We start from the raw sequence: 24,068 nt of genomic DNA, 5'->3' as shown, positions 1-24,068 counted from the left end.
GTTTAAAGGTATGTACATGGCAAAGAAATTATCCCACAAACCATTCACTAGACTCCGATTTCACATTAGCTGAATCCCTCAGATCAACAACTTTTATATTGTTACCGTAACTCCTTGAGTTACTGTTCAATTGGAATAAATGGAGGCGGTTGGCGGACTGCAGACGTAAACAGGATTCAAAGTACATTTTCTGCTGTTTATTAATCACAAACGGAAGCGAACCCGCATCGATAGACACGTCATCACTGTCCCGCTCGTTTAAAATCAAAAGTACCGTAATTCCGTCACTGCCGCAGCCATCTGTATCATAAAATAATTTGAAAAAGCCGGGCTGGTCGCCCAGCTGCCGGGCAAGTCGTTGTTCTGCCTGCGGACTCACTTGAATGATCATGACGTTGTCACACTCCTCTGTCTCCCAATGAATTCGCTTACATTTTAATATATGGACCACAGCTGCCGATTAGAAGGTAAAATAAAGGAGAAGGGGAGAGATGATATGGAAATACTGGCATTGAATGATAAACCCGTTGAACATTTTGCTTACCTGAATATGATGCCTGGCGGGGAGATCGTCGAGGCACAGCTCCCGATCTATCATGGTACCATGGCTGGTTTGCCAGAAGGTGTGCATGCTCTGATTGTGACCTCGGATTTGCAGGGAATTGTACCTGGAACGGAGAAGAAGTCTGATGCGGCATCTGGCACGGAGCCTGCGGACAAGCTTCTGGGTGAGGTGCTGCCTGCCTATATTCGCTTGCTGCTGGAGGTGGAATGGCCTGAGCTTGATCCGCAGAAGGTTGGTGTGCTGTTATGTGGAGATATGTATGCCCTGCGCGGGAAAAGGGGAGCAAGCGGCAATCCGGTTCCCGTCTGGCTTGCCTTCAGGGCAGCCTTCGGCTGGGTTGCCGGCGTACACGGCAACCACGATCTAACCGATGACGCAGTCGCTCATCGGTTACACCGCAGCGAGGGCATCCATTGCATGGATGGCCCAGCTGCGGTCATCAGCGCTGGCCCCCCACCGGGTGGCCTTGCGCCAAATGCCGCCAAGCCCTCCCAGCTGCGCATCGCGGGGCTTGGCGGCATCATCGGCAGGCCGGACAAGCCGAACCGGCTGCCGGCAGAGCAGTACCTGCAATCCGTGCGCAAGCTGCTGAAGCAGCATCCGGATTGCTTGCTTTTGCATCAAAGCCCGGGCATCGCCGAGCTTGGGCTTGCGGGTGAACCGCTCATCCGGCAGGCCTTGGAGGCCGGGCCGGAGACGCTTGTGTTCAGCGGGCATACCCATTGGGATACACCGCTAATTCAACTGAGCAACGGCACACAAGTGGTGAATGCCGACAGCAAACTGTTTATTTTCACACGCTAGCAGCTTGTGCGGATGAAATGCATTACAGCGTCATATCTTATCTGGTATGATAAGCAGAAAAATAGAGAGAAAAGGAAGGTTTCCACCCTATGACATCGATCACCATTTATGACATCGCGAAGGAAGCAAACGTATCTGTCTCGACTGTCTCCCGGGTGTTGAATGACACGGCCCCTGTTCGTGCAAGCACGAGGGAGAAGATTATGTCGATTATTGAAAAACATCAGTTTCAGCCCAATGCGCAGGCTCGCAGCCTGATCAAGAAAGAGACGGGCACCATTGCAATTATTTTGCCTGATATAACGAACCCCTTCTTCCCGGAAGTGTTCTGGGGGGCAGAGAATGAGGCTCGCGGACTCGGGTACACATTCTTCTTGTGCAACACGGCGGGGGATTATAATCGGGAATCTGAATATCTGTCTATTCTTCGAGAGAAACGGGTAGATGGCATTATCTTTCTCGGGGGGCGTATTAACCTGCAAGTATGCCCGGATAACATGGCACAGGAATTAATGGATATGAGCAGACATATGCCAATCGTGCTTGTGAATGGCAACATTGCCAAGGGTGGGTTCCACCGTGTCTATACTGACGAGGGAGCAGGTGCAGCGATGGCAGCAGAACATTTGCTTGAGCTTGGGCACCGGGAGATTGCTTTTGTTGGTGGATTGAAGGAATTGTCCACGACAATGGTCAAGGTGAAGGCAGTGCAGAAGAAACTGCGTGAGCATGGACTTGAAATACCGAAAGAACGTCAGCTGCTTGGCAGCTTCTCCATCGAAGACGGCAAGCGGGAAATGTCCAAGCTGCTGGATCGGGACAATCCGCCAACGGCCGTCATCTGTGTTAACGACAATACAGCGATCGGTGCAATCAAATCAACGATTGAGCATGGGCTATCCATTCCGAAGGACATCTCGATTATTGGCTTTGATGATACGCCACTGGCGACTGCTGTTATACCGGAACTGACAACGATCTCACAGAATACGTATCAGCTGGGCAAGCAGGCCGTAGATGTACTCCATGAGCTCATCAACCAAGGCAAACCGAAGAAACAGATCATTCTGCAGCCTGAGCTGATTGTGCGTCAGAGCACGGGACCTGTTGCCAAGTGAAGGATGTGCGGTGTAAAAGAAAGCGTTGACATTCCCTTGAAGGCTGAAATATAATGAAGGTGTCAATGAAACCCCTTTCATAAATGGAACGGGTTTTATATTTAAGGTTAATGAAACCCATTTCATGAAACAGGTTTCACAAAACGGTCATCCATTCATTAGTTCAAGGGGGCGTAACGTATGAGAAGAAGTTTAAAATTCATTTCGTTATTAATGTTGGTCGCGGTTATGGGTCTGACTGCTTGCAGTAACGGAAGCAAGGGTGCTTCGGGCGGAGGCAAAATAGACCTGAGCATGACGATCTGGGCATCGGAAGATGAGAAGAAGATCTATCAGGAACGGCTGGATATTGTGAAAAAGACGTACCCGGATATCAACGTGAAGTTAAATGTTGTTGCAGGTGATTATGACCAGAAGGTACAAACGATGATTGCCGGAGGCACTGCACCTGACATTATGATGATTGCCGAGAACTACCAGGCGTACGCCGCCAAAAATCAAATTATTCCGCTGGATGACATGATCAAAGCAAATAACGTGAATATGTCGGAGCGTTATTCTGACGATATTGCCAATCTGATGAAATACGATGGCAAGCAATATGGTATGCCGGACCGCGCAGGGGCAATGGTTCTCTTTTATAACAAAGACCTGTTCGATAAAGCTGGCGTAGCTTACCCAACCAAAGAATGGACACAGGAAGATCTGATGGCCGCTGCTCAGAAGCTGACCGTGAAGGAGAATGGCAAAACGGTGCAATGGGGTTACTACCCGGGCAGCTGGTGGCCGCAATGGATGCAGCTGATTTACCAAAATGGCGGCTCCTTGTTTGATGAGAACGGCAAGCCAACCTTCAATACAGAGCCAGTGCGCAAAGCACTTCAGTTCATGAATGATCTGACCTTTACACATGGTGCGGGACCAACACCAACCGAGATTGCAGATATGGGCAACATCGGGGCTGACCCGCTCTTCGCTCAAGGCAAAATTGCCATGGAGACTACGGGCTTCTGGAACATTGCTTCACTGGCCAAGGTACAAGGCATCAACTGGGATATCTCTCCTATCTGGGGCGAAACCAATGCATTCTTTAACGGATTTACAATTACCAATGCTTCCAAACATAAAGAAGAAGCCTTCAAAATCATTGAAGCTCTGACTACACCTGAAGCTCAGATGCCAATGATCAAAGCCGGGCAGGATGCACCAGCAACCAAAGCAGGCTTGTCCAGTGAAGAATTTCTGAATGCGGAATATGGCGGCAAAAAGATCAACATGGCTGCTTTCAACGAATCGAAAATCTATGCGGAGCCATTCAATCCACAGTGGAATGAAATGATGAAGCTGATTAATGACAAGCTGGGCGTGTACTTCAACAATAAAGCATCGCTGGATGATACAGTAACGGAAATCCAGAGTGGACTGGAACGACTCTATAAGTAAACGACTTTTGAACATCATGTACAAATAGCATCGACAGGAGGACAGATGGAATTCGGCACCAAGGCGGATTTCATCTGCTCTCTGCGTCATGGGAGGGCTTAACGTGAAAAAAAAGGACGGGAAATGGTTTTATCTCTTCATCTCGCCTTGGCTGGTCGGATTTCTGGGATTGACCCTGGGACCGATTCTGTTTTCCATCTACATGAGCTTTACGAACTGGGACCTGTTCCAGTCCCCTGAATTTATCGGTATCGACAACTACAAAACCTTGCTGACAGATGACCCGATCTTCTGGAAATCGGTAGGAAATACATTCTTCTATGCCCTGATATCGATTCCGCTAGGCATGTCGATCTCGCTGTGGATCGCATATTATCTGAACAAAAAGCTCAAGGGCATTACGTTCTTCCGTATTCTGTTCTACCTGCCATCCGTCGTACCGGTCGTTGCAAGCTCCTTGCTGTTTATCCACCTGCTTGCACCGACAGAAGGTCTGATTAATCAGACTCTAGCTCTATTTGGTATTCAGGGTCCATCCTGGCTGCTTGATCCGAATTGGGTGAAGCCGGCTTTGATCCTGATGTCCCTGTGGGGAGTCGGTGGCGGAGTTGTCCTGCTGCTTGCCGGTATGAAAGGCATTCCGCAGGAGCTGTATGAGGCTGCAGCCATTGATGGGGCGAAGAGCAGTCAGTCCTTTTTCCATATTACGTTTCCGATGCTCACACCCGTCATTTTCTTTAATCTTGTAACCGGTATGATCGGGGCGTTACAGACCTTCGCGCAGGTATTTATCGTTACAGCCGGAGGGCCCGACAATGCCAGCCAGATGGTGGTGCCATACCTGTTCCAGAACGCCTTCCAGTTCTACAAGATGGGATATGCATCGGCCATTGCCTGGGTGCTGTTTATCATCATCATGGCGCTCACATTAGTTGTATTCCGTTCATCGGCGCTATGGGTGCATTACGAGGAGGGAAAAGCAAATGAGTAATCCATCGGCTGTAGAGAAGACGATATCTTATATTTTTCTGATTCTGGTCGGGGTGCTGCTTGCTTCGCCTTTCCTGTACATGGTCTCTATTGCGCTTGCAAGTGACACGACAACCGTCAAATCAGCTTTTACATTTGTTCCGAAGGAATTCCAGTGGTCCAATTTTTACACGATCTTCACACATAACAATCTGGGGACTTATCTCAAAAACTCAGTCATTATTACCGTCTTTACGATTATCGGTTCTGTCTTGTCGGCTTCGGTCGTATCCTATGGCTTCGCTCGCATCAAAGCCAAGGGCAGCCGCTTCCTGTTTATTGTTTTGCTTAGTACGATGATGATTCCAGGGGAAGTGACGATGGTACCGCAGTTTATCATCTTCCGTCACCTGGATTGGATTAATACATTTTACCCGTTGATTGTACCAAGCTTTTTTGCCGGAGCATTCAACGTATTCCTGATTCGTCAGTTTGTGATGAGCATACCGAAGTCGCTGGATGAGGCAGCCATGATTGACGGTATGGGGCACCCGGGAATCTATTGGAAAATTATTATGCCGCTCACCTATCCGATTCTGGCAGCCATCGCAATTTTCTCGTTCTCCTATAACTGGGGTAACTTCATGGGACCGCTCATCTACATCAATGATCCGGAGAAAATGCCGCTGGCTCTCGGGGTTCAATTGCTGACAACGGTTGGTGGCGGACAAATGCCGCCATGGAACCTGGTTATGGTCGCTTCCTTGTTCCTTACCATTCCAATGGTGCTGGTCTACCTGTTTGGTCAGCGATATGTATACGAGGCCAATATTAGTGGTGGCAGCAGTGGCATTAAGTAAACAGATGAATCGGTAAGCAAGAATGTATGCTCTGCAGAGTTTGTAAAGGTATCAAAACCAGCTTTAGCATAAGCGAGGACGGGTGCCAACGATCGTACATGGAGAAAGGAATGTTAGACCATGGCGCATAACGAACATCGCCGCAGGCGCAGCAAAAGGATCATCTTCGCAGGTACGGCCTTGCTTGCGTTGGCGGCTATAGGAGGAATTGTTATTAATCATTATATGAATCAAGCACCTAAGACACTTGTATTTCAGGAAGAGCCGGTGCATCTGCAGCTGGATCAGTCGTATGATCATTTTGAAGGCTGGGGTACATCGCTGGCCTGGTGGGCCAATGATCTTGGCAACTGGAAGGATCAGGCCAAGGTGGATGAGGTTATGGATCTGGTGTTTGATCCGGCCAAAGGACTCGGGCTTAACATTGTGCGCTACAATATCGGCGGTGAAGAGAACCCCGAGATGAAGGCACTTCGTCCAGGCGGTGACGTTCCGGGCTTCCAGCCCGAGCCGGGGAAATGGGACTGGGATGCGGATGCAGGTCAGCGCTCCATTCTTCAGGGTTCGATGAAACGCGGGGTCAACATTACCGAGGCGTTCTCCAATTCGCCCCCATATTGGATGACCATCAGCGGATCAGTCACGGGAGCGGAGGATGGCGGCAACAATCTGCGTGAAGACCAGTATGATGCGTTTGCCGATTATTTGACCGAAGTGGTGAAGCATTACCGGGATACGTGGGGGATCACCTTCCGTACGCTCGATCCGCTGAATGAACCCTCCTCCGATTGGTGGAAGAAGGGCAATATGCAGGAGGGCAGTCATTTCAGCAACGAGAAGCAGGCCGAGATTATTAAGAAAACCGCCGCTTCTCTCCGAAGCAAAGGACTGGATGGCACCGTAATCAGTGCCGCGGATGATAACAGCATCGATGAGACGGTGTTTAACTTCAGCTTGTATGATCAGGAGACCATTGATGCGGTTCAGCAGATCAATACCCATTCGTATAACGGCAGCAAAATGGAAGAGCTGCGCGAGCTGGCCGGCAAGCTGGGCAAAAAGCTGTGGATGTCCGAGTATGGTACGGGCGGCAGCGAGTCGCATAACCATGAGGACATGACCTCAGTACAGGAGCTGGCAGAGCGCATCATGTTTGATCTGAAAGTCATGCAGCCGTCTGCCTGGGTATACTGGCAGGCTGTGGAGGATGAAGGAGCGAATAACAACTGGGGCTTCATCCATGCGAATTTTAACGGGGATGAGCAGTATGAGATGACGAAGCAATATTATGGCATGGCTCAGTTCACCAAATATATTCGTCCAGGCGCTGTCATCATCCCGACGGATGAAGGTAGAACACTGGCTGCTTATGATGCAAAGGCCCACAGACTGGTCCTGATTATTCGCAATGAGCTGTCGGCGGGAAGCAAGGCATTTGACCTGAGCGGCTGGGATGCTTCCACAACAACGTCTGCCCAGGTGTATCAGACATCACCAGAGCACAATATGGAGAAGCTGGAGGATATTCCAGTGTATGCGAACGGCATTGAAGTACCTGTAGCAGAGAATTCCATCACCACCGTAGTACTCGAAGGTGTAATACCAACGGTAGATTGATACCGCACAGAAGTAACTGAAAGAAGCGGAGCGTTCGCTTTGATCCATAAAATAAGAAGGAGGGGAATAACGTTGACAGAACAAACGTCCCTTTTGTTTCAGGAACAAAACAATAACGAGCTGAGGCGAGAGCAGAATGCTCAAGCCCAACTGACGTATGATGCACGCAGCTTTTATCTGAACGGAGAGCGTATTTTCCTGAACAGTGCAACCATTCATTATTTCCGGATGCCCAAGGAGGAATGGCGCGACGTTCTTCTGAAGGCAAAGCTGGCGGGCATGAACTGCATTGATACCTATTTTGCGTGGAATGTGCATGAACCGGAGGAGGGACAGTGGTCCTTCGAAGGCGATAACGATTGCGGTGCTTTTCTTGATCTGTGTGCGGAGCTGGGCATGTGGGTCATTGCGCGGCCAGGGCCATTCATCTGTGCAGAGTGGGATTTCGGGGGATTTCCGTACTGGCTGGGAACCAAGCCCGGTGTAAAATTCCGTGAAAATAACGAAATATATTTGCACTATGTACAGTTGTATTTTGATCAGATCATTCCGATTATTCGGAAACGCCAGTTGTCTGCCGGAGGTACCGTCATTCTGGTTCAGGTTGAAAATGAATACGGGTACTTGATGGATGATGAGGCAGCAAGCGCACATATGACAACGCTGAGAGACGGCATACTGGAGCGCGGCATTGACGTTCCGCTTATCACATGTGTCGGTGGAGCAGAAGGCACAATTGAAGGGGCCAATTTCTGGTCGGGGGCAGACGGTCATTATGCGAATCTGCGCGCCAAACAGCCGGATACACCGAAGATAGTGACCGAATTCTGGACGGGATGGTTCGAGAATTGGGGAGGACCTTCTGCGATCCAGAAGACTGCACCGCTGCTGGAGAGAAGAATCATGGAGGTGCTGCGAGCCGGATATACGGGCATCAGTCATTACATGTTCTATGGTGGCACGAACTTCGGCGGGTATGGCGGCAGAACGCTGGGCAGCAGTGATATTTTTATGATTACCTCCTATGATTATGATGCCCCGTTGAATGAATATGGGCGGGTAACCCCGAAATATGCTGTGACGAAAAACCTGTCTTATTTTGTAAGGGCCTTTGATTCACTGTTAATGGCTTCGGAGGAGATTGCGGCTGAGCAGATTCAGGTTCGTCATCCGGGTGGCATCTCCGTGCGCGGAAGACAGTCCGGGCAGGAGAAAATCTGGTTTGTGGACAGTCACAAGGATGAACGCGAGACGGTACACCTTACATTGGAGGAAGGCCGCACATTGCCTGTATCCATACATCCCGGTCAGATTGTTCCACTGCTGGATCGTGTACAGATTGCGGAGCAGGTGTACTTGACTGCAGGCGCTCTGATTACGGGGAATGAGATGGTTGACAGAGAACTGACCTTATTCGTGGCAGCCGACAGAGGGCAGCGCTCGGTAATCGAGCTGGAGCTTGGCGCGGGATCGACATCAGCATTGGTCGAGGGAGGTCTTGTTCTGAAGGACAGCACAGTTCATGTGCTGATGGAACAGGATGCGAAGAGAAATGCCTATCGTTTGGATCTGTTTCACTTTCAAGAGCCGGGTGTGATACGTGTTGAAGCAAACGGCACACTCATTCGTTTCGTAATTCTGGACAAAGAAACAATGAATCGCACATGGCGCGTAGAATCGGCAGATCGCGAAAGCTTGCGTTATGCCATCGGCTTTGACGATGTGCATGTTACACCATCCGGTCAGGTGAAGGGTATGATCACTGATCCTGAACGCACAATCATGCTGCTTGGCGATTGGCAGGAGGGAGAACAAACCCGGACTGCAAAGACGTTTTTCAATAACGAAGTGCAATCACAGTCCAAAGACAATGAAGCGGAATCACAGCTGAAAGCGACGGTATCAGGGAACGAACAGCTGGATTGGCTGATTCCTGCGGCTCCTGTGCTGTCTGGTTCTCCTGACTGCTCACGAATCACGCTAACGGCGAAGCAGCGCTCTGCGAGCGGGCAGCCGGTGGATTTTTCCCATTACGGACAGGACTTTGGATACCTGCTGTATGAATGCCTTTTTGACAGTGCAGCCGATGAAACGACCTATCTGGTTCTGCCGGATATTCAGGATACCGCGAGAATTATCGTGAATGGTGCCGAGCAAGCACTTGTGCGTCAGGTCGGTGCGGCAGCGGTGCCAATTCGGGTAGTTCAAGGGCAGAATACACTGCAGCTGCTTGTACAGCATATGGGCAGACTGAACTTTTCCCCTTATCTTGGAGAAAGCAAAGGTGTGGCAGGGCCGCTGTACCTTGGGGGACACGTTCAGGATCTGCGCAGGGATTGGGTGACCGAGACAGGGCTCCTTCATCTGGATGAAGTGAATGATGCCCCGGGAGGCACGCTGCTTCGTCGCAGCTTTACACTGGAGGGCAGGAATCAGGCCGTGCTTGTAGGTGCCTTGAGCAAAGGCTTGAAAATTAACGGCGTTGAGATTCCGATGCCTGCCTATCAGGACTGGTTTGCATTCCAGACACTCGACCTGTCCGGTTATGTAAAGCCAGGCGAGGTGAACACGCTGGAGATGCCATACAGCCGATCACCGCTTAACCGACTGGAGCTGATTACCTACTCCAATGACGGTGAGCTGCAAAATTGGCGAATGGCGGGCACGGAGGCACTGATTCCGCAGCAATGGGAGTCATACGATGCAGAAGTGCGTTCACTTGCGGGTGAACAGCACTTAAACGTTGCTAATAATGGCAATTCAATTTCCAATGTTGCAGCCGGCAGCGATTCGTATCATCAACCGGTCTGGTATCGCTGGCGTTTTGCCAAACCTGTCACGGGAGAACACCATAAAGTCAATCTAATGCTCCGTCTCACTGGTATGAGCAAAGGCACGATCCATGTGAACGGGCATCATCTCGGCCGATATTGGCAGATTGGTCCGCAGGAGGATTACAAAATTCCGATGTCGTGGCTGAAGGAAGAGAATGAACTGCTTATTTTTGATGAAGAAGGAAAAACCCCGGAACGCGTACGCTTGCTGCTGGATGAGATGTCACGGCATCCGTGGGTGACAGCGGGAAAGTAAAGTAGAAATAGCGTCTGTAGCAAGAACTATATAAATTGAACTAAAGAAACGACATTACACCGATTAACGGTTTATGATCGTCAAAGCGCGTTGTAATGGGGCAAGAATACCAGCCTTGGCAGGCTGTTTAAGTCGAAGAGGGAAGGCTAACGATCCCCATAGAGCTTATTTCCCCTGAATCGGGGACATTTGAATTCTAACGATCTCCAGGAAGCTTATTCCATTCGAAATCCTGAAAAATGAGCCTGATCAAGCTGGTTTCAGCACAATAGCGTCTCTGGGGATCGTTAGAATTTTCCAAAGCCCAAATATGCCGAAATAAGGCTTCTCCTGATCGTTAGCGCTCGCAGTAGAGGGTGGCAGACTTGCACTTGCCACTTCCATGAGCGATGGACGATATTGGACTAATGTGCCTGGATTGATGAGTATATTGGAGTGGATTGTGTACATTCTTTCGTTCAACTTATAAGAACCGGAAAAGAATATGCCATTATATGTAGATGTAAAAGTAAATGTAAGAGGAGCGATACCACTAGCAACAACAGTAGTAAGAACAGCAGCAGTAATACCAATAACATGTAGAAGTAGAATGTAGAAATTAAAATTTAAATCCCCTCATTCTGTTGCAAGCCTGAATCACAGGAGAACTTGGTTACTAATCTTGATTCTTGTAATAAACGGCTGTACACAACAATGAGGGGATTATGCTTCATTATTTGAAAAAATAGAACAGCGTTAGTTTAAAAAAATAGAAACGCATCACAATTGGTACAAATATAACCGTATCAGAATCCTCTCAGACAGTTATAAAGATATGATGCAAAGTAATATTGTAAGCGTATACATAAAGCTGGATTTCAATTAATTCGTAAAGGGGGTGATGTTTCATGTAAATAGGACACGAGCGTGCCGCGAGGTGCTGCTTGGCGAAAGGAAATAGATTTGATTACATGCTCGTTCAGTCAGAAGGCAGTGCAATCGGATGTTGTACAGAAAAGGAGTTGGATTCATGTTAATGAAAAGGAAAGACAAGGCACAGCGCTGGTTAAGCAACAAAGCCGCCTTGATTGTCACACTTGCATTATTGTTGATCTTCACTACGCTATTCCCCAGTACAGTTAAAGCAACAACCAGTGTGTATACGATGACCGCCTTTACAAACACAAGCGAGTCCAACATGTACATCTACGAATCATATAACGCGACCCATTACGGATTGCTGAAAGGACCGGCGTACACGCCGCCGTCCAATCTTATTCGCGACCCCAGCATCATGAAGCACACCGACGGCCTGTATTATGTGGTGTACACCACGAACTGGTCAGGTAACACTGTTGGCATTGCGTCCAGCCCGGACAAAATGAACTGGACCTTTGTCCGAAACATCACACTGTCCACATCAACCCCGATCGCACATACATGGGCACCGGAATGGTTCAAAGACACAAACGGCAGTGTGAACATCATCGTTTCACTCTCTCCTGGCAACTATGAGAATTTCAAGCCATACGTCATTACCGCTTCGAACAGCAATCTGGCATCCACGTCTTGGTCGGCACCGACGGTGCTTGCAGGCATTGCTCCCAATTATATTGACACCTTTGTTGTCAAGACAGGCTCCACCTATCATGCATTTACCAAAAATGAAACAACCAAATACATCGAATATGCGACCTCGAATTCCCTGACAGGACCTTATACCTTTAAAGGCACAGGCGACTGGGCCGGCTGGGGCTCGTGGGTAGAGGGACCGGCGCTGGTACAGCTGGATAACGGCTCCTGGCGCATGTATTTTGACGGATATGCAGATCACAAATATTATTACAGCGACTCAGCGAATAATTTCCAGAGCTGGACTGCCAAACAGGAGATTGTGGGTTTGTCCGGCATGGTTCGCCATATGACGGTGCTGAAGGAAGCCGGTCAACCCGGAGATATACGCAAGCTGGAATCATTTAACGTGCCAGGCAGCTTCATTCGTCACTACAACTATCAAGCACGTATTGATTCGAGCATTAGTCCCGCGGAGGATGCCCAGTTTCGAATAGTACCCGGACTGGCTAACACGTCTGGCATTTCATTTGAAGCGATCAATTATCCGGGTTATTTCCTGCGCAATAATAATGGCAGCATCCTGCTGGTGAAAAATGACAACAGTGCTGCTTTCAAAAATGATGCGACCTTCAAACGTGTAAATGGGCTGGCGAACGCAAGCTGGAGCTCCTACGCCTCCTTTACCAATCCGAATCTGTATCTGCGCCATTATGATAACATCCTGCGATTGCAGCCTGTTGTTACGACGCTGGATAAACAGGATGCTACTTTCCGGGAAATTGCCCAGTAGCATCAGCTTCAATGACATATATCAGCTTAACTATTGATTACACGTTAACGGAGAGCACAGAAAAAAACTGAAAAAGCGGTTTCTAATCCGCTTCTCTGTAAGGCAAGGATTCTATCCAAATGATAAGGAGTTGAGCATATGAAGTGGTTGAAACGAATGAGTGCAGTGCTGCTCAGCGGAACACTGCTGGCGGGCAGTCTGGGATCGGGAGCAGAGGTGTCGGCTGCTGGAGCCTATACTGCTGTAGCTGACCCATCGAAGCAGTATCAGACGGTTGAAGGCTGGGGAACGTCTCTGGCCTGGTGGGGTAAGGTGGTTGGTGAATATTCGAATCGGGATGAGTATGTGGAGAAAATGTTTAATCCAACGACAGGGCTGGGGCTGAATATTCTCAGGTATAACATTGGAGGTGGAGATAACCCGTCGTCCAACGTGCTTGAATACCGCAAAGCGGTGCCTGGTTATCAGCCTTCTCCTGGTGTGTACGACTGGACTGCAGATGCGAATCAGCGTTATATGCTGCAAGCGGCCAAGGCACAGGGTGTAAATATCATTGAAGCGTTTGCCAACTCGGCTCCCTATTGGATGACCATTAGCGGAAGTGTTTCCGGTGCGGCGAACGGTGGAAATAACCTCAAGCCAGATTATTATGATGATTTTGCCGACTATTTGACTGAGGTGGTAAAGCATTTCCGCGATCAATGGGGTATCACGTTCGACACGGTGACCCCGCTGAATGAACCTGTCTCGACCTGGTGGAAGCTGGGCAATGATCAGGAAGGCATGCACTTTGACCGGGCAGAGCAGAACACCATTCTGAGTCAGGTTCAGGCATCTCTGAATGCCAAGGGGCTGACAACGAAGCTGAGCGCACCGGAAGAATACAGTCTGGATGATACCAATGCTTCTTTCAAAAGCTACAACAGCTCCGTTCAATCGGCCATCAGCCAGATTAACACACATACGTATGGCGGCAGCAACCGTACAGCTTTGCGCAATACGGCGACATCTGCCGGCAAGCATCTATGGACATCCGAATACGGGGACGGCGATGCAAGCGGTCTTACGATGTCTCGCACCATTCTGAAGGATATGCGCAACATGGGTGCAAGTGCGTGGGTGTACTGGCAGGCCGTGGACAGTGCGGAGGGCTGGGGCTTTTTCAAAAACGTATTGAACAATACCCAAACGACCAGCTACACAGTGAATCAGAAATATTATGTCATGGGTAATTACAGTAAATTTATTCGCCCAGGCTACAAAATTATCGGCATGAGTGATGCGAACACTCTTGCGGCATATGACGCAGCTTCTGGCAAAATTGTACTTGTCACAACCAACTCGGATTCAACAGATACCTTCGTCACCTATGATCTGAGCCGTTTCTCAGGAGTAGGCTCGTCTGTGCAGGTCTATCGCACGTCTGCGACGGAGAAACTGCAGCAGCTTACGAACATTCCGGTTCAAAACAAAACATTCACCACGACAGCCAAAGCAGGCTCGGTCACTACGTATGTAATCTCCGGTGCATCCTACAATGGCAGCACAGGATATGAAGCAGGAGCGATTTACAAGCTCGTTAACCGCAACAGCGGTCTTGTGCTGGATGTGAATGGTGCTTCAACCGCTGGTGGAGCAACCATTATACAGTGGAGTGACAATGGAGCAGCTAACCAGCAATGGAAGCTGGAGCCTGCGGGCAATGGATATTACAATATCCGCAACGTGGGCAGCGGGCTGCTGCTGGATGTCAATTCAGGCTCAAGCCAGGGCGGAGCAGCGCTGATTCAATGGCAGGCTAACGGAGGGTACAACCAGCAGTGGCTGCCCATTGATGTCGGGGGATATCTGGTACTGGCCAATCGCAACAGCGGCCTGACGGTAGATATCAATCAGGGTTCCATGACGGCAGGCGCGTCCACCATTCAGTGGGAGGATAACGGTGGAGCGAATCAGCAATGGCGTCTTGTCAAAGTAAACTAGCATAAACAGGACAGACCGTCAAACCATGAACGACGATAACTTTAGTTCAAATGATAAGTGATGGGTTATGAGTCAATCAGAAATGAGTCAATTGAAGGAATTGAAGAAAGAGCAGTCTGCCATTCTGCAGGCTGCTCTTTCCCTTTAATAGATGATCTAATCTGCATATTGTGCAGACATGGCTTGCAGTCTGGTGCGGATCTGGTCACGAATTTGCGGGGGATGTGTGACATGTGCGTCTGTTCCCAAACCAAGAAAGAAACTGACCACCCAGGGGATGTAACTTGTGCTCATCTGTGCCTGAATTCTTCCTGAACCGTCTTCATTAACCAGCATGAATAAAGACAACCATACATCGGATTGACATCTTCGCACACCATCTGGCGTCAATATCACCTCAAGCTCCAACGGAGTTTCCTCATCCTTGCGCATGATCCACTCCTGAATATTCTCTTCGTCCAGGTCTACTTTCTGGCTTTGATCCACCTCACATTGAACTCCGCTAATCCGGTCAACACGAAATACACGATAATCCGCTGCGCTGAAGCAATAGGCCTGGCAGTACCATAAACCATTCATCGTATACAGCCCGAGAGGTTGAATCCTTCGTTTTTGTGCTGTGCCGGCTTCATACCGAATTTCAATAATTCTTTGTTCCAAAGCCGCCTCCAGTATTTCCTTCAAGTAAGGAACATCTAGTTGATGCGGGGGGATCCAGAATGTCAGTCTTTGCTGCATGTGTTCGATTTTACGTTTAAGATCACTGGATAAATAATGGAAAAACTTGCGCAACGCGCCTTGCACTTCATTGTTAAAGGGGAGCGATTTATAGTTCTGCAGTGATTGGCAGGCAAAAAATAATGCCATAGCCTCATGCTCGGTAAAACTGATCGGCGGCAGCACTTTCTCTCGTAAAACGCGATACCCTCCATTAGCACCAACCTCGGAATAAAGAGGGATGCCCAGCTCGCTTAATTCCGCCAAATCACGAATCATGGTCCGGCGTGATACCCCGCACTCATCAGCCAGCTCTTGTACGGTAAACGTTCTGCGTTCATTCACTAACATAATTAACTGAACAAGTCTTTGTGCTTTATGCATATGTGCTCCTCAAAATGATTTTTTAAATCATGCCATTAGTTGTCACTATTATCGATTATGCTTATTTTCGAAGTCAAGATGAATCGTCTTCAATCCATAATACATGCACTTGGGAGGAATAAATGATGAAGAAAGTAACGGTTATTGGTTTAGGAGCGATGGGAGGGGCCATTGCATATGCACTGCTGGAGAAGGAATATGATGTCACCGTATGGAATCGGACTGCAACCAGGGCAGATTCCCTCATTGAAAAAGGAGCTGTGCTCGCAGCTACGGCTGCTGAAGCGATCCGTGCCAGTCAAATATCGATAATCTGTGTATCTGACTATCAGACTTCATATGAAATACTGGACGTAGAAGATGTTCATTCTGCCTTATCCGGGCGAGTTCTAATCCAACTAACGACAGGCAGCCCCGAACAGGCTCAAAAGCATGAAATGTGGGCTAATGTCCTCAGTGCTGCTTATATTGAAGGAGCGATAGCTGCTGCTCCCGCCCAAATAGGAGGACCTCATGCAACCATTTTCACTTCAGGGTCCAAGGAAGCGTTTGACCAAGTTAAGCCGGTTCTTGATGCACTGGCAGGTCAGGTTCCTTATTATGGAGAACAGGCTAGTGCTGCCGCTTCGATTGACCTGGCATTTCTCTCTTATCTGTTCGGGTCATATCTGGGTTTCTTCCACGCAACGCGTATTCTGGAGTCGGATGGTCTGCGCATTGATGACTTTGGTTCCCTGATTGCCGGAGTATCACCGATGATTGGTGCTATTCTTCAATACGAGAGCGAGGTTATTCAACATGCAAAATACGAGAATCCGCAAAGCTCTCTTCAAATGTCCATGGTTACTGTCGGGCTTCTTATGGAGCAGGCTCGTGAAAAAAACATGAATAACGAGTTTCCGTTGTTTCTGCGAAACCTGTTTAATAAAGCTATAGATGCCGGTTACGGTGAGCAAGACATAGCCTCGCTTGTGAAAACCATGCGTTGAGATTCAATACAGAGCTCACGTATTGAATGAAATTCTCTTTATCTAATGGGGCTGAATAGGTTTTAAAATGGAATACAACCACTAGAGGCCATTCCCGGCAAGTAATCAGGGTATGGCCTCTAGTGGGCATCATTTTGACTTATCCTGTTCTTCCTATGACATGACTTGGTTATATGAGGTGAACATAGTAAAATAACACAGAGGTTGCAAATACGTAACTGTAACGTACATAAAAACTAGGGCGTGCGTTTTCAGACACGCCCTAGACGAGATTTTAGCTTAAAGGAGAAAAAAATAATGAGTGAACGATTTACGTTTGAATATTTTCCGCAGCTGGATACGAAGCGTTTTCGGCTTCGAGCGGCTGAAGCTGGTGACAGCCTTGATCTGCTGACGTTATATTCTGACCCAACCGTTGTAGAATATATGCCCTTCACACCCTTTGAGTCCGAGCAGGATGCTTTGGACGAGATGGGCTGGTATGCGAAGATTTTCAAGGAGCATTCAGGTTTGCGCTGGATGATAGAAGACAAGGAGACGCGTCGCGTCATTGGCACATGCGGATATCTGGGTTATGAAGCACAGCATCATCGGGCAGAGATCGGGTATGATTTGCTATCCTCCTGTTGGGGCAAGGGCATCATGACAGAGGTTGCATGTGCTGTACTGGATTATGGATTCAATCAGATGCGATTGAACAAAATTGAAGCGAAGGTGGACCCGGGGAACGAGGCGTCCGTTCGTTTGCTGCACAAGCTGGGTTTTCAGCAAGAGGGATTGCTGCGGCAGCATGAGTTCGAGAAGGGCAGATACGTTGATCTTGCGATATTCTCGAAGCTGCAAAGCGATAACTAAACGATTTCTCCATCTTCATTTCCTTTGGAACTTTATTTTCATTTCATTTACAGTCCAATCTCCCATCCCCATAATGTGATGTCTTGTCCCGCGAATTGGGCTCATGTTATATTGAAGAGATGTGAGGAGATGAGATTATGAAGCTGGTGTCCTGGAACGTGAATGGACTTCGAGCGTGTGTGAATAAAGGATTTATGGATTATTATCATCAAAGCAAGGCTGACATTTTCTGTCTTCAGGAGACGAAGCTGCAGGCAGGGCAGATCGAGATGGAGCTGGAGGAGGACGTCTATCAATACTGGAATTATGCGATTAAAAAAGGATACTCCGGCACAGCGGTATTCAGCCGCATCAAACCGCTGTCTGTTCGCTATGGCATGGAAGAGGACAGCGAGCCGGAAGGCCGAATGATTACGCTGGAGTACGATGGCTTCTATCTGATTAATGTATACACGCCCAATGCCAAGCGTGATCTGACCCGGCTGCCTTATCGTCTGGAGTGGGAGGATAGGTTCCGATCATATGTGCTGCAGCTGGAGAAGACAAAGCCAGTCATCATTTGTGGTGACTTGAATGTGGCCCATCAGGAGATCGATCTGAAAAATCCGAAGCCCAATATGGGCAACTCCGGATTTACAGATGAAGAGCGCGGCAAGATGACCGACCTGCTTGCGGCTGGTTATGTTGACAGCTTCCGTCACCTGCACCCGGATCAAACGGATGTATACAGCTGGTGGTCGTACATGCCCAAGGTCAGAGAGCGGAACGTAGGCTGGCGTATCGACTATTTTCTTGTGTCTGGGCAGCTTGCACCTAAAGTGACTGACGCTTATATCGACTGTCATGTGATGGGCAGTGATCATTGCCCGGTAGGCGTGCAGCTGGAAATGTAAGTGTAGATAAAGTAGTAAAGTCGTAACGTAGTGCAAATCGGCATAACCGTTTGTTTTCCTTTGGTGTTCCTGCGAAGGAAAACAAACGGTTTTTTTGGTTATCAGAGGTAGGGGAAGGGAACTGGACTTTGGTTGGGGAAAGAACTGGACTCGGGATTGTTTCAATGCCGCTATTTGTTGGGTACGATTGAAGCATACATAGAAAAATTTATAGGACGATTCATATATATGAGTAAAATGATTCATTTACATGGTAACGAAGAGAACAGAAACAATCTGCTGAACGAAGGAGGAGGGGAATGAAAAACATCAGAGTTATCACCCGATTCCTGTCTGTCCTTGCCATAAGCTGCCTGTTATCCTTGACAGTGTTATCCGTATCCGTCGTCTGGATTAAACATTCCGTCGATGCTGTACCCGAAGTAAAGCAAACGTTGGAGCTCGACTAAACAAAGGAGGGATGTGCAAGCTGCATACAGAAGTGAACTTCTGATGTAACGACTTGACTTGCCGAATGACAACGTGAAACAACGAGAAGGAGTGATGTTTTATGGTGAAAAAGAAAACATACGTACTGGCCTGCGCCGCGCTGGCTATGATGGTGGCATTAAGTGCTTGCAGCAGTGCTGCCGATCAGCCAAAGAACGAATCTGAACAGGTGAATAGCGAGGCCTCTTCTGGAACGGCTGAGCCAGCTGTCACAGAAAATACAAATGAAACGTCGACGGATACGGAAATTGCATCCACTCCTGCTGCTTCAGAAGCTTCAACGGAGCCAGGTCAAACCGTTGCGGCGGAAGATATGCCGGAAAACTTGCCTAAGGATTTCCCTTTACCAGAAGACGCCAAGGTTACGACAGCTACTTCTACAGAGAGTGATGGCAAGAAATCCGTGATGCTGATCTTCACCACTGAGCAGGATATGAAGACGATATCCAAGCTTTATAAGGATTATTTTACAAGCAAGAAACTGAAAGGTTCAGGACAAATCATGGATGAAAAAAATATCGTTATTCAGGGAACTGAACCCGATGAGAAGCAGAGCTGGTCTCTGATTGGCGGTACAACGGCAAGCAAGGAAGGCGTTATCGAACTGACCTTGACATGGTCGGAGGTTTAAAGAAACGGTAAGATGGACACCCGGCAAACATTTATAATTTATTTTGCAATGCAATGGGAGACGAATCTTTATACAGCCTATTGTTTTTTTATCCACACCTTGCATGGAGCGGCTTTAACGCGGCACCGTTGCAAGGTATTTTTTTATTTGCATCTGGAAACCTGACAAGTTACATGGTATGTTATATCCTTAGATAGACTTATAGACAAAAAGATTCAGACAGGGAGAGGATTAAACATGATTAAAGTTGGCATCGTAGGTTACGGTAACCTGGGGAAAGGTGTAGAAAAAGCGATTACCCAAAATGATGATCTGGAATTGGTTGCTGTATTTACACGTCGGAATCCCGAGCAAATGGTGGCTGAAGGTACGGAAGCACGCTTTGAGCACATCTCTGCGGCGGAGCAGTACATAGGCAAAATTGATGTCATGATTCTGTGCGGGGGTTCTGCAACGGATCTGCCGGAGCAGACACCTGTTATCGCTAAATTGTTCAACACCGTAGACAGCTTCGATACTCACGCTAAAATTCCTGAGTTCTACGAAGCTGTAAATGCGGCAGCCGAGCAAGGTGGACATGTAAGCGTGATCTCCACCGGCTGGGACCCAGGCTTGTTCTCTATGAATCGTCTGCTGGCCCAATCCATTCTGCCTGAAGGTAAAGAATATACATTCTGGGGAAAAGGCGTAAGCCAAGGCCACTCGGATGCGATCCGTCGTGTTCCGGGGGTTAAAGCGGGCGTGCAGTACACCGTACCTGTGGAAGAAGTGATTGAGCGTATCCGTTCAGGAGAAACGCCAGAGCTGTCCACACGCGAGAAACATCTGCGTCAATGTTATGTGGTGGCAGAAGAAGGTGCAAACCAGGATGAGATTCGTGCAACGATTGTAAATATGCCAAACTATTTCTCGGACTATGATACAACGGTTACCTTCATCAGTGAAGAAGAGCTGAAATCCGAGCATGCCGGCATGCCGCACGGTGGTTTCGTTATTCGCAGCGGAATTACAGGCAACGGTCAAAAACAAATTATCGAATTCGGTCTGAAGCTGGACAGTAACCCGGAATTCACGGCAAGTGTACTTGTGGCCTATGCCCGGGCAGCACAGCGTTTGAGCCAGGAAGGACATAAAGGGGCGAAGACGGTATTTGATATCCCGCTGGGTCACCTGTCTCCGAAATCGGCTGCAGACCTTCGTCGCGACCTGCTGTAGTTTTCATTTATAGTATTTTTATTATTGAAAAAAAAGCTCGCCCTTCTACGAGAGGGCGAGCTTTTGGCATTTTACTAAAGGTCTTACTATAGGTTTAATGCCAGTGGTCAGGCATCTGCAGGTGGTCAGGCAGCCGTGTATCTGCATTTCCCTTCGCTGCATTGAGCTGAGCCTGTGTCAGGAAGATTGCGCCGCGAAGATCGGCTCCACCGAGCTCTGTATCCCGCAGGTCTGCTCCAATCCAATCCGCGTTCCGAGCATCGGCATGGCGCAGGTTAGCGGCGATCATAAGCGCGCCCCGGAAGCTGGTACCTCTCAGATCGGCTCCTTGAAGATTAGCTCCCAGAAAGTCCATACCACTGCGTTTTTTGGTCTTGGACTTTTTAGAAGCAGACGTAACTGCCGGAGCACTCCCACGAACCCGTTCACTGGCCTGGAGCAACAGAGCGTTTACGTTAGAACGATGGCTTGTAAGGTCCAGCTCCAGGAGGACCTCTGGCTCAAGCTCACTCAGTTGTAATACGCCCGGATAAACCTCAGTCATAGCAGCATGCAGCGATGACGTATCTTGCCGCATCATGACCTCTCTCATATAACTGATCAGCTCATGAATCTGACGCAGAACAGGCAGACAGTCAAACATCTCCCGCGCCGATTCGGGGTGGGTTCGCCAGCTTCTCCCTGCATACGTAACCTGCGACAGCTTCTGGCCCGCGCCGAAGCAATCATAAACGGTGCAGCCCTTGAAGCCTTTCTGACGAAGCTGCGTATGGATACCGCAGCGATCATCCTCACGCAGATTAGGACAGGGTGTGCCACTGGATTTGTCAAAAGCAAAATCGGAAGATTTTCCGTAAGGCAGGGCGACACAGCAGAGCCCGAAACATCGCTCACAGTCTGCTTGAAGGTGAGGATTCTCACTGCTAATGAATGGTACGTTAGACAAAATACACACTTCCTTATCATCATAAAACGAATGAATTCAAATTCAGAAATACCCTCAGATGATTAACACTTTACCATTGTCAGTTATTCACTTCAATTGAAAAGAGAGATTAATATTCTCCCGTTCCTAATGACAATAGGAAGTACAGCTATGATAGAATATGAGAAATGTATGGAGGTGTTAGAAAGTGGACGGAATAATCTTGCGTCAGGCCGTTCTGGCGGACACGGAGCAGCTGGCAGAATTACGAGCTTTGGTGCTGCGTGATGACCTGACACGTTTGGGACGATATGACGAGATCAGGGTCAGGGAGCGCTTCCGCAATACGTTTCATCCGGAACATACCTGGATTTTGGAGAGAGAAGGCGTCCTGATTGGCTGTGTGGCGTTAAAACCGATCGAAGGGGGGCTTCTGCGGGAGCACTTCTATATTCATCCCGAGCATCAGGGCAGAACCTTGGGAACTAAGGTGCTTAACCTGCTGCTAGAACAGGAAGATGTCAGGCACAAGCGAATAACGCTGAACGTGCTGCAGGGAAGCCCCGCACAGCGCTTGTATGAACGTTTCGGATTTATCGTGGATCATGAGGATGCAGTGGATGTGTTCATGACCAGGGAGAACCGAATGATCAGCAGTTAATCGCATAATTGAGTATGGGGTACGATAAAAAGCCTTTCCTCGAAACGATAGCTTGAAAGAGCTACAGAACGAAGGAAAGGCTTTTTTTAGATTAAGCTATTAAAGGATATACATAAAAATAACTTACACGACACCCTGAGCGATCATTGAATCAGCGACCTTGAGGAAGCCTGCAATATTTGCACCAGCCAGAAGGTTACCCTCGCAGCCGTATTCTTCGGCAGCTTCGACACAGCTCTTGTAAATATTTTTCATAATGTCGTGAAGCTTGGCGTCAACTTCTTCAAATGTCCAGGACAACCGCATGCTGTTCTGTGACATTTCAAGAGCAGACACGGCAACGCCACCTGCATTTGCCGCTTTGGCAGGACCAAACAGTACGCCAGCACCAAGGAATACATCAATCGCAGCCAGAGTGGAAGGCATGTTGGCACCTTCACCAATCGCTTTAACGCCGCCTTTGACCAGAAGGGCTGCAGCATGTTCATCAATTTCGTTCTGAGTGGCACATGGAAGAGCGATGTCACAAGGAATGGACCAGATGCCTTCAAAGCCTTCCGTATATGTAGCGTGCGGGTGTTCTTTGACGTATTCGCTAATCCGCAGACGCTCCACTTCTTTCAGACGTTTCACGGTATCCAGATTAATGCCTTGCGGATCATGAATATAACCACCGGAGTCGCTGCACGCTACGACGCGAGCGCCAAGCTCCTGTGCCTTCTGGATAGCGTAAATGGATACGTTGCCGGAACCAGAGACAACCACGGTGCTGTCCTTGAAGCTGAGCCCCTTGGAAGCGAGCATTTCGTTAACGAAGTATACGCAGCCATAACCCGTTGCTTCTTTCCGTGCGAGACTTCCACCATACAGCAGACCTTTGCCTGTCAGTACGCCAGCTTCATGTCCGCCACGAATACGTTTATATTGACCGAACATATAACCGATTTCCCGTGCGCCTACGCCAATATCACCTGCTGGAACGTCTGCATCGGGACCGATGTATTTGTACAGCTCTGTCATGAAGCTTTGCGTGAAGCGCATCACTTCCTGATCGGATTTCCCTTTTGGATCAAAGTCAGAGCCGCCTTTACCCCCGCCGATCGGCAGGCCAGTCAATGCGTTTTTGAAAATTTGTTCAAAGCCCAAAAATTTGATAATACCGGAGTATACCGAAGGGTGGAAACGAAGCCCGCCTTTGTAAGGACCGATGGCGCTGTTAAACTGTACCCGGAATCCGCGGTTAACCTGCACCTTGCCCTGATCATCTACCCATGGTACACGGAACGTAATCACCCGTTCTGGCTCAACAAGCTGCTCTAACAGACTGTGATTTCTGTATTTTGGATGTGCCTCAATGACGGGGATCAGTGAATCCAGGATTTCTTTGACAGCCTGATGAAATTCGCTCTCGTTCGGATTTCTTGCGATGACCGACTCATAAACGCAATGAACATATGCTGCGGCAGTAGTAGCTTGAGATGTTGAACTTTCTTTTGTAATCGTGGACACTTTTTCA

General features: G+C 48.5%; 21 protein-coding genes. 16 read left to right on the top strand and 5 right to left on the bottom strand.

Features of this window, described 5'->3' with window-relative positions; translation table 11 throughout:
* Positions 1-28: 28 nt before the first annotated feature.
* Positions 29-391 carry an iron-sulfur cluster biosynthesis family protein gene (locus tag ACQSGY_RS20410; RefSeq protein ID WP_427180289.1) on the bottom strand — a complete coding sequence of 121 codons (363 nt, stop codon included), beginning with the start codon at positions 389-391 and terminating at the stop codon, positions 29-31.
* Positions 392-496: 105 nt separating this feature from the next.
* On the opposite strand from ACQSGY_RS20410, the gene ACQSGY_RS20405 reads away from it, so the two are divergent.
* The 7 genes from ACQSGY_RS20405 (at position 497) to ACQSGY_RS20375 (ending at position 10,466) form a co-directional block, all read left to right on the top strand.
* Positions 497-1,369 carry a metallophosphoesterase family protein gene (locus tag ACQSGY_RS20405; protein WP_427180287.1) on the top strand — a complete coding sequence of 291 codons (873 nt, stop codon included), beginning with the start codon at positions 497-499 and terminating at the stop codon, positions 1,367-1,369.
* Between the two features lie 89 nt (positions 1,370-1,458).
* Positions 1,459-2,487 (top strand): LacI family DNA-binding transcriptional regulator, encoded by a 1,029-nt coding sequence (locus tag ACQSGY_RS20400; RefSeq protein ID WP_216516817.1) that lies wholly within the window; start codon positions 1,459-1,461, stop codon positions 2,485-2,487.
* Positions 2,488-2,667: 180 nt separating this feature from the next.
* Positions 2,668-3,930, top strand: a complete 1,263-nt coding sequence (locus ACQSGY_RS20395) for an ABC transporter substrate-binding protein (RefSeq protein ID WP_427180285.1) — start codon at positions 2,668-2,670, stop codon at positions 3,928-3,930.
* 103 nt (positions 3,931-4,033) lie between these two features.
* Positions 4,034-4,921, top strand: a complete 888-nt coding sequence (locus ACQSGY_RS20390) for a carbohydrate ABC transporter permease (RefSeq protein ID WP_110896384.1) — start codon at positions 4,034-4,036, stop codon at positions 4,919-4,921.
* Positions 4,914-5,759 carry a carbohydrate ABC transporter permease gene (locus ACQSGY_RS20385; protein WP_216516821.1) on the top strand — a complete coding sequence of 282 codons (846 nt, stop codon included), beginning with the start codon at positions 4,914-4,916 and terminating at the stop codon, positions 5,757-5,759. Before ACQSGY_RS20390 ends, ACQSGY_RS20385 begins: the two co-directional genes overlap by 8 nt.
* 120 nt (positions 5,760-5,879) lie before the next feature.
* The gene (locus ACQSGY_RS20380) at positions 5,880-7,376 is read left to right on the top strand and encodes a glycoside hydrolase family 30 protein (RefSeq protein ID WP_427180283.1); all 1,497 of its coding nucleotides are present in this window, start codon (positions 5,880-5,882) and stop codon (positions 7,374-7,376) included.
* A 72-nt stretch (positions 7,377-7,448) separates the two neighbouring features.
* Positions 7,449-10,466, top strand: coding sequence for a beta-galactosidase (locus ACQSGY_RS20375; protein ID WP_427180281.1), 3,018 nt, complete (start codon positions 7,449-7,451; stop codon positions 10,464-10,466).
* Positions 10,467-10,715: 249 nt separating this feature from the next.
* Here the strand turns inward: ACQSGY_RS20375 and ACQSGY_RS20370 are convergent, their stop codons facing one another.
* A complete protein-coding gene (locus ACQSGY_RS20370; protein ID WP_427180279.1) occupies positions 10,716-10,928 on the bottom strand; it encodes a hypothetical protein in 213 nt (70 codons plus the stop codon).
* A gap of 547 nt (positions 10,929-11,475) precedes the next feature.
* Here ACQSGY_RS20370 and ACQSGY_RS20365 point away from each other — a divergent pair.
* Both ACQSGY_RS20365 and ACQSGY_RS20360 read left to right on the top strand, forming a co-directional pair.
* On the top strand, positions 11,476-12,810 hold the full coding sequence (locus ACQSGY_RS20365; protein ID WP_427180277.1) for an AbfB domain-containing protein: 1,335 nt from the start codon (positions 11,476-11,478) through the stop codon (positions 12,808-12,810).
* Between the two features lie 138 nt (positions 12,811-12,948).
* On the top strand, positions 12,949-14,793 hold the full coding sequence (locus ACQSGY_RS20360) for an RICIN domain-containing protein (protein WP_427180275.1): 1,845 nt from the start codon (positions 12,949-12,951) through the stop codon (positions 14,791-14,793).
* A 156-nt stretch (positions 14,794-14,949) separates the two neighbouring features.
* Here ACQSGY_RS20360 and ACQSGY_RS20355 read toward each other — a convergent pair whose 3' ends face one another.
* Positions 14,950-15,894: a helix-turn-helix transcriptional regulator gene (locus tag ACQSGY_RS20355; RefSeq protein ID WP_427180272.1), complete on the bottom strand. Its 945-nt coding sequence runs from the start codon at positions 15,892-15,894 to the stop codon at positions 14,950-14,952.
* Positions 15,895-16,016: 122 nt separating this feature from the next.
* Between ACQSGY_RS20355 and ACQSGY_RS20350 the strand changes: the two genes are divergently transcribed.
* The 6 genes from ACQSGY_RS20350 to ACQSGY_RS20325 all read left to right on the top strand — a co-directional run bounded on the left by ACQSGY_RS20350 (position 16,017) and on the right by ACQSGY_RS20325 (position 20,966).
* Positions 16,017-16,883, top strand: a complete 867-nt coding sequence (locus ACQSGY_RS20350; RefSeq protein ID WP_427180270.1) for an NAD(P)-dependent oxidoreductase — start codon at positions 16,017-16,019, stop codon at positions 16,881-16,883.
* Positions 16,884-17,180: 297 nt separating this feature from the next.
* Positions 17,181-17,738: a GNAT family N-acetyltransferase gene (locus ACQSGY_RS20345; RefSeq protein WP_427180268.1), complete on the top strand. Its 558-nt coding sequence runs from the start codon at positions 17,181-17,183 to the stop codon at positions 17,736-17,738.
* Positions 17,739-17,875: 137 nt separating this feature from the next.
* Positions 17,876-18,631 carry an exodeoxyribonuclease III gene (locus ACQSGY_RS20340; RefSeq protein ID WP_427180266.1) on the top strand — a complete coding sequence of 252 codons (756 nt, stop codon included), beginning with the start codon at positions 17,876-17,878 and terminating at the stop codon, positions 18,629-18,631.
* A 299-nt stretch (positions 18,632-18,930) separates the two neighbouring features.
* Positions 18,931-19,080, top strand: coding sequence for a hypothetical protein (locus tag ACQSGY_RS20335; protein ID WP_216516839.1), 150 nt, complete (start codon positions 18,931-18,933; stop codon positions 19,078-19,080).
* A gap of 101 nt (positions 19,081-19,181) precedes the next feature.
* Positions 19,182-19,751: a hypothetical protein gene (locus ACQSGY_RS20330; protein WP_427180264.1), complete on the top strand. Its 570-nt coding sequence runs from the start codon at positions 19,182-19,184 to the stop codon at positions 19,749-19,751.
* Between the two features lie 237 nt (positions 19,752-19,988).
* The gene (locus tag ACQSGY_RS20325) at positions 19,989-20,966 is read left to right on the top strand and encodes a diaminopimelate dehydrogenase (RefSeq protein ID WP_111270699.1); all 978 of its coding nucleotides are present in this window, start codon (positions 19,989-19,991) and stop codon (positions 20,964-20,966) included.
* A gap of 94 nt (positions 20,967-21,060) precedes the next feature.
* On the opposite strand, the gene ACQSGY_RS20320 is transcribed toward ACQSGY_RS20325, so the two are convergent.
* Complete coding sequence (locus tag ACQSGY_RS20320) at positions 21,061-21,912, bottom strand: pentapeptide repeat-containing protein (protein WP_427180263.1); 852 nt, start codon at positions 21,910-21,912, stop codon at positions 21,061-21,063.
* A 187-nt stretch (positions 21,913-22,099) separates the two neighbouring features.
* Here ACQSGY_RS20320 and ACQSGY_RS20315 point away from each other — a divergent pair, with 187 nt between their 5' ends.
* Positions 22,100-22,552, top strand: a complete 453-nt coding sequence (locus ACQSGY_RS20315) for a GNAT family N-acetyltransferase (protein ID WP_427180262.1) — start codon at positions 22,100-22,102, stop codon at positions 22,550-22,552.
* A 123-nt stretch (positions 22,553-22,675) separates the two neighbouring features.
* On the opposite strand, the gene gdhA is transcribed toward ACQSGY_RS20315, so the two are convergent.
* Entirely contained in the window at positions 22,676-24,061 is a 1,386-nt protein-coding gene (gene gdhA / locus ACQSGY_RS20310; RefSeq protein ID WP_427180260.1) for an NADP-specific glutamate dehydrogenase, read from the bottom strand.
* Positions 24,062-24,068: the final 7 nt, after the last annotated feature.

The organism is Paenibacillus sp. TC-CSREp1 (genome assembly GCF_050171015.1).
In the GTDB taxonomy this organism is placed as follows: Bacteria; Bacillota; Bacilli; order Paenibacillales; family Paenibacillaceae; genus Paenibacillus; species Paenibacillus silvae.
The sequence above is the reverse complement of the archived record's forward strand: the minus strand, read 5'-3'. Positions and strand labels throughout refer to the sequence as shown.

Bases quoted from the DNA above. Each gene is read 5' to 3' on its own strand.
- ACQSGY_RS20410 (WP_427180289.1), bottom strand. From the start codon at position 391: ATGATCATTCAAGTGAGTCCGCAGGCAGAACAACGACTTGCCCGGCAG.
- ACQSGY_RS20405 (WP_427180287.1), top strand. From the start codon at position 497: ATGGAAATACTGGCATTGAATGATAAACCCGTTGAACATTTTGCTTAC.
- ACQSGY_RS20400 (WP_216516817.1), top strand. From the start codon at position 1,459: ATGACATCGATCACCATTTATGACATCGCGAAGGAAGCAAACGTATCT.
- ACQSGY_RS20395 (WP_427180285.1), top strand. From the start codon at position 2,668: ATGAGAAGAAGTTTAAAATTCATTTCGTTATTAATGTTGGTCGCGGTT.
- ACQSGY_RS20385 (WP_216516821.1), top strand. From the start codon at position 4,914: ATGAGTAATCCATCGGCTGTAGAGAAGACGATATCTTATATTTTTCTG.
- ACQSGY_RS20380 (WP_427180283.1), top strand. From the start codon at position 5,880: ATGGCGCATAACGAACATCGCCGCAGGCGCAGCAAAAGGATCATCTTC.
- ACQSGY_RS20365 (WP_427180277.1), top strand. From the start codon at position 11,476: ATGTTAATGAAAAGGAAAGACAAGGCACAGCGCTGGTTAAGCAACAAA.
- ACQSGY_RS20360 (WP_427180275.1), top strand. From the start codon at position 12,949: ATGAAGTGGTTGAAACGAATGAGTGCAGTGCTGCTCAGCGGAACACTG.
- ACQSGY_RS20355 (WP_427180272.1), bottom strand. From the start codon at position 15,894: ATGCATAAAGCACAAAGACTTGTTCAGTTAATTATGTTAGTGAATGAA.
- ACQSGY_RS20350 (WP_427180270.1), top strand. From the start codon at position 16,017: ATGATGAAGAAAGTAACGGTTATTGGTTTAGGAGCGATGGGAGGGGCC.
- ACQSGY_RS20345 (WP_427180268.1), top strand. From the start codon at position 17,181: ATGAGTGAACGATTTACGTTTGAATATTTTCCGCAGCTGGATACGAAG.
- ACQSGY_RS20340 (WP_427180266.1), top strand. From the start codon at position 17,876: ATGAAGCTGGTGTCCTGGAACGTGAATGGACTTCGAGCGTGTGTGAAT.
- ACQSGY_RS20335 (WP_216516839.1), top strand. From the start codon at position 18,931: ATGAAAAACATCAGAGTTATCACCCGATTCCTGTCTGTCCTTGCCATA.
- ACQSGY_RS20330 (WP_427180264.1), top strand. From the start codon at position 19,182: ATGGTGAAAAAGAAAACATACGTACTGGCCTGCGCCGCGCTGGCTATG.
- ACQSGY_RS20325 (WP_111270699.1), top strand. From the start codon at position 19,989: ATGATTAAAGTTGGCATCGTAGGTTACGGTAACCTGGGGAAAGGTGTA.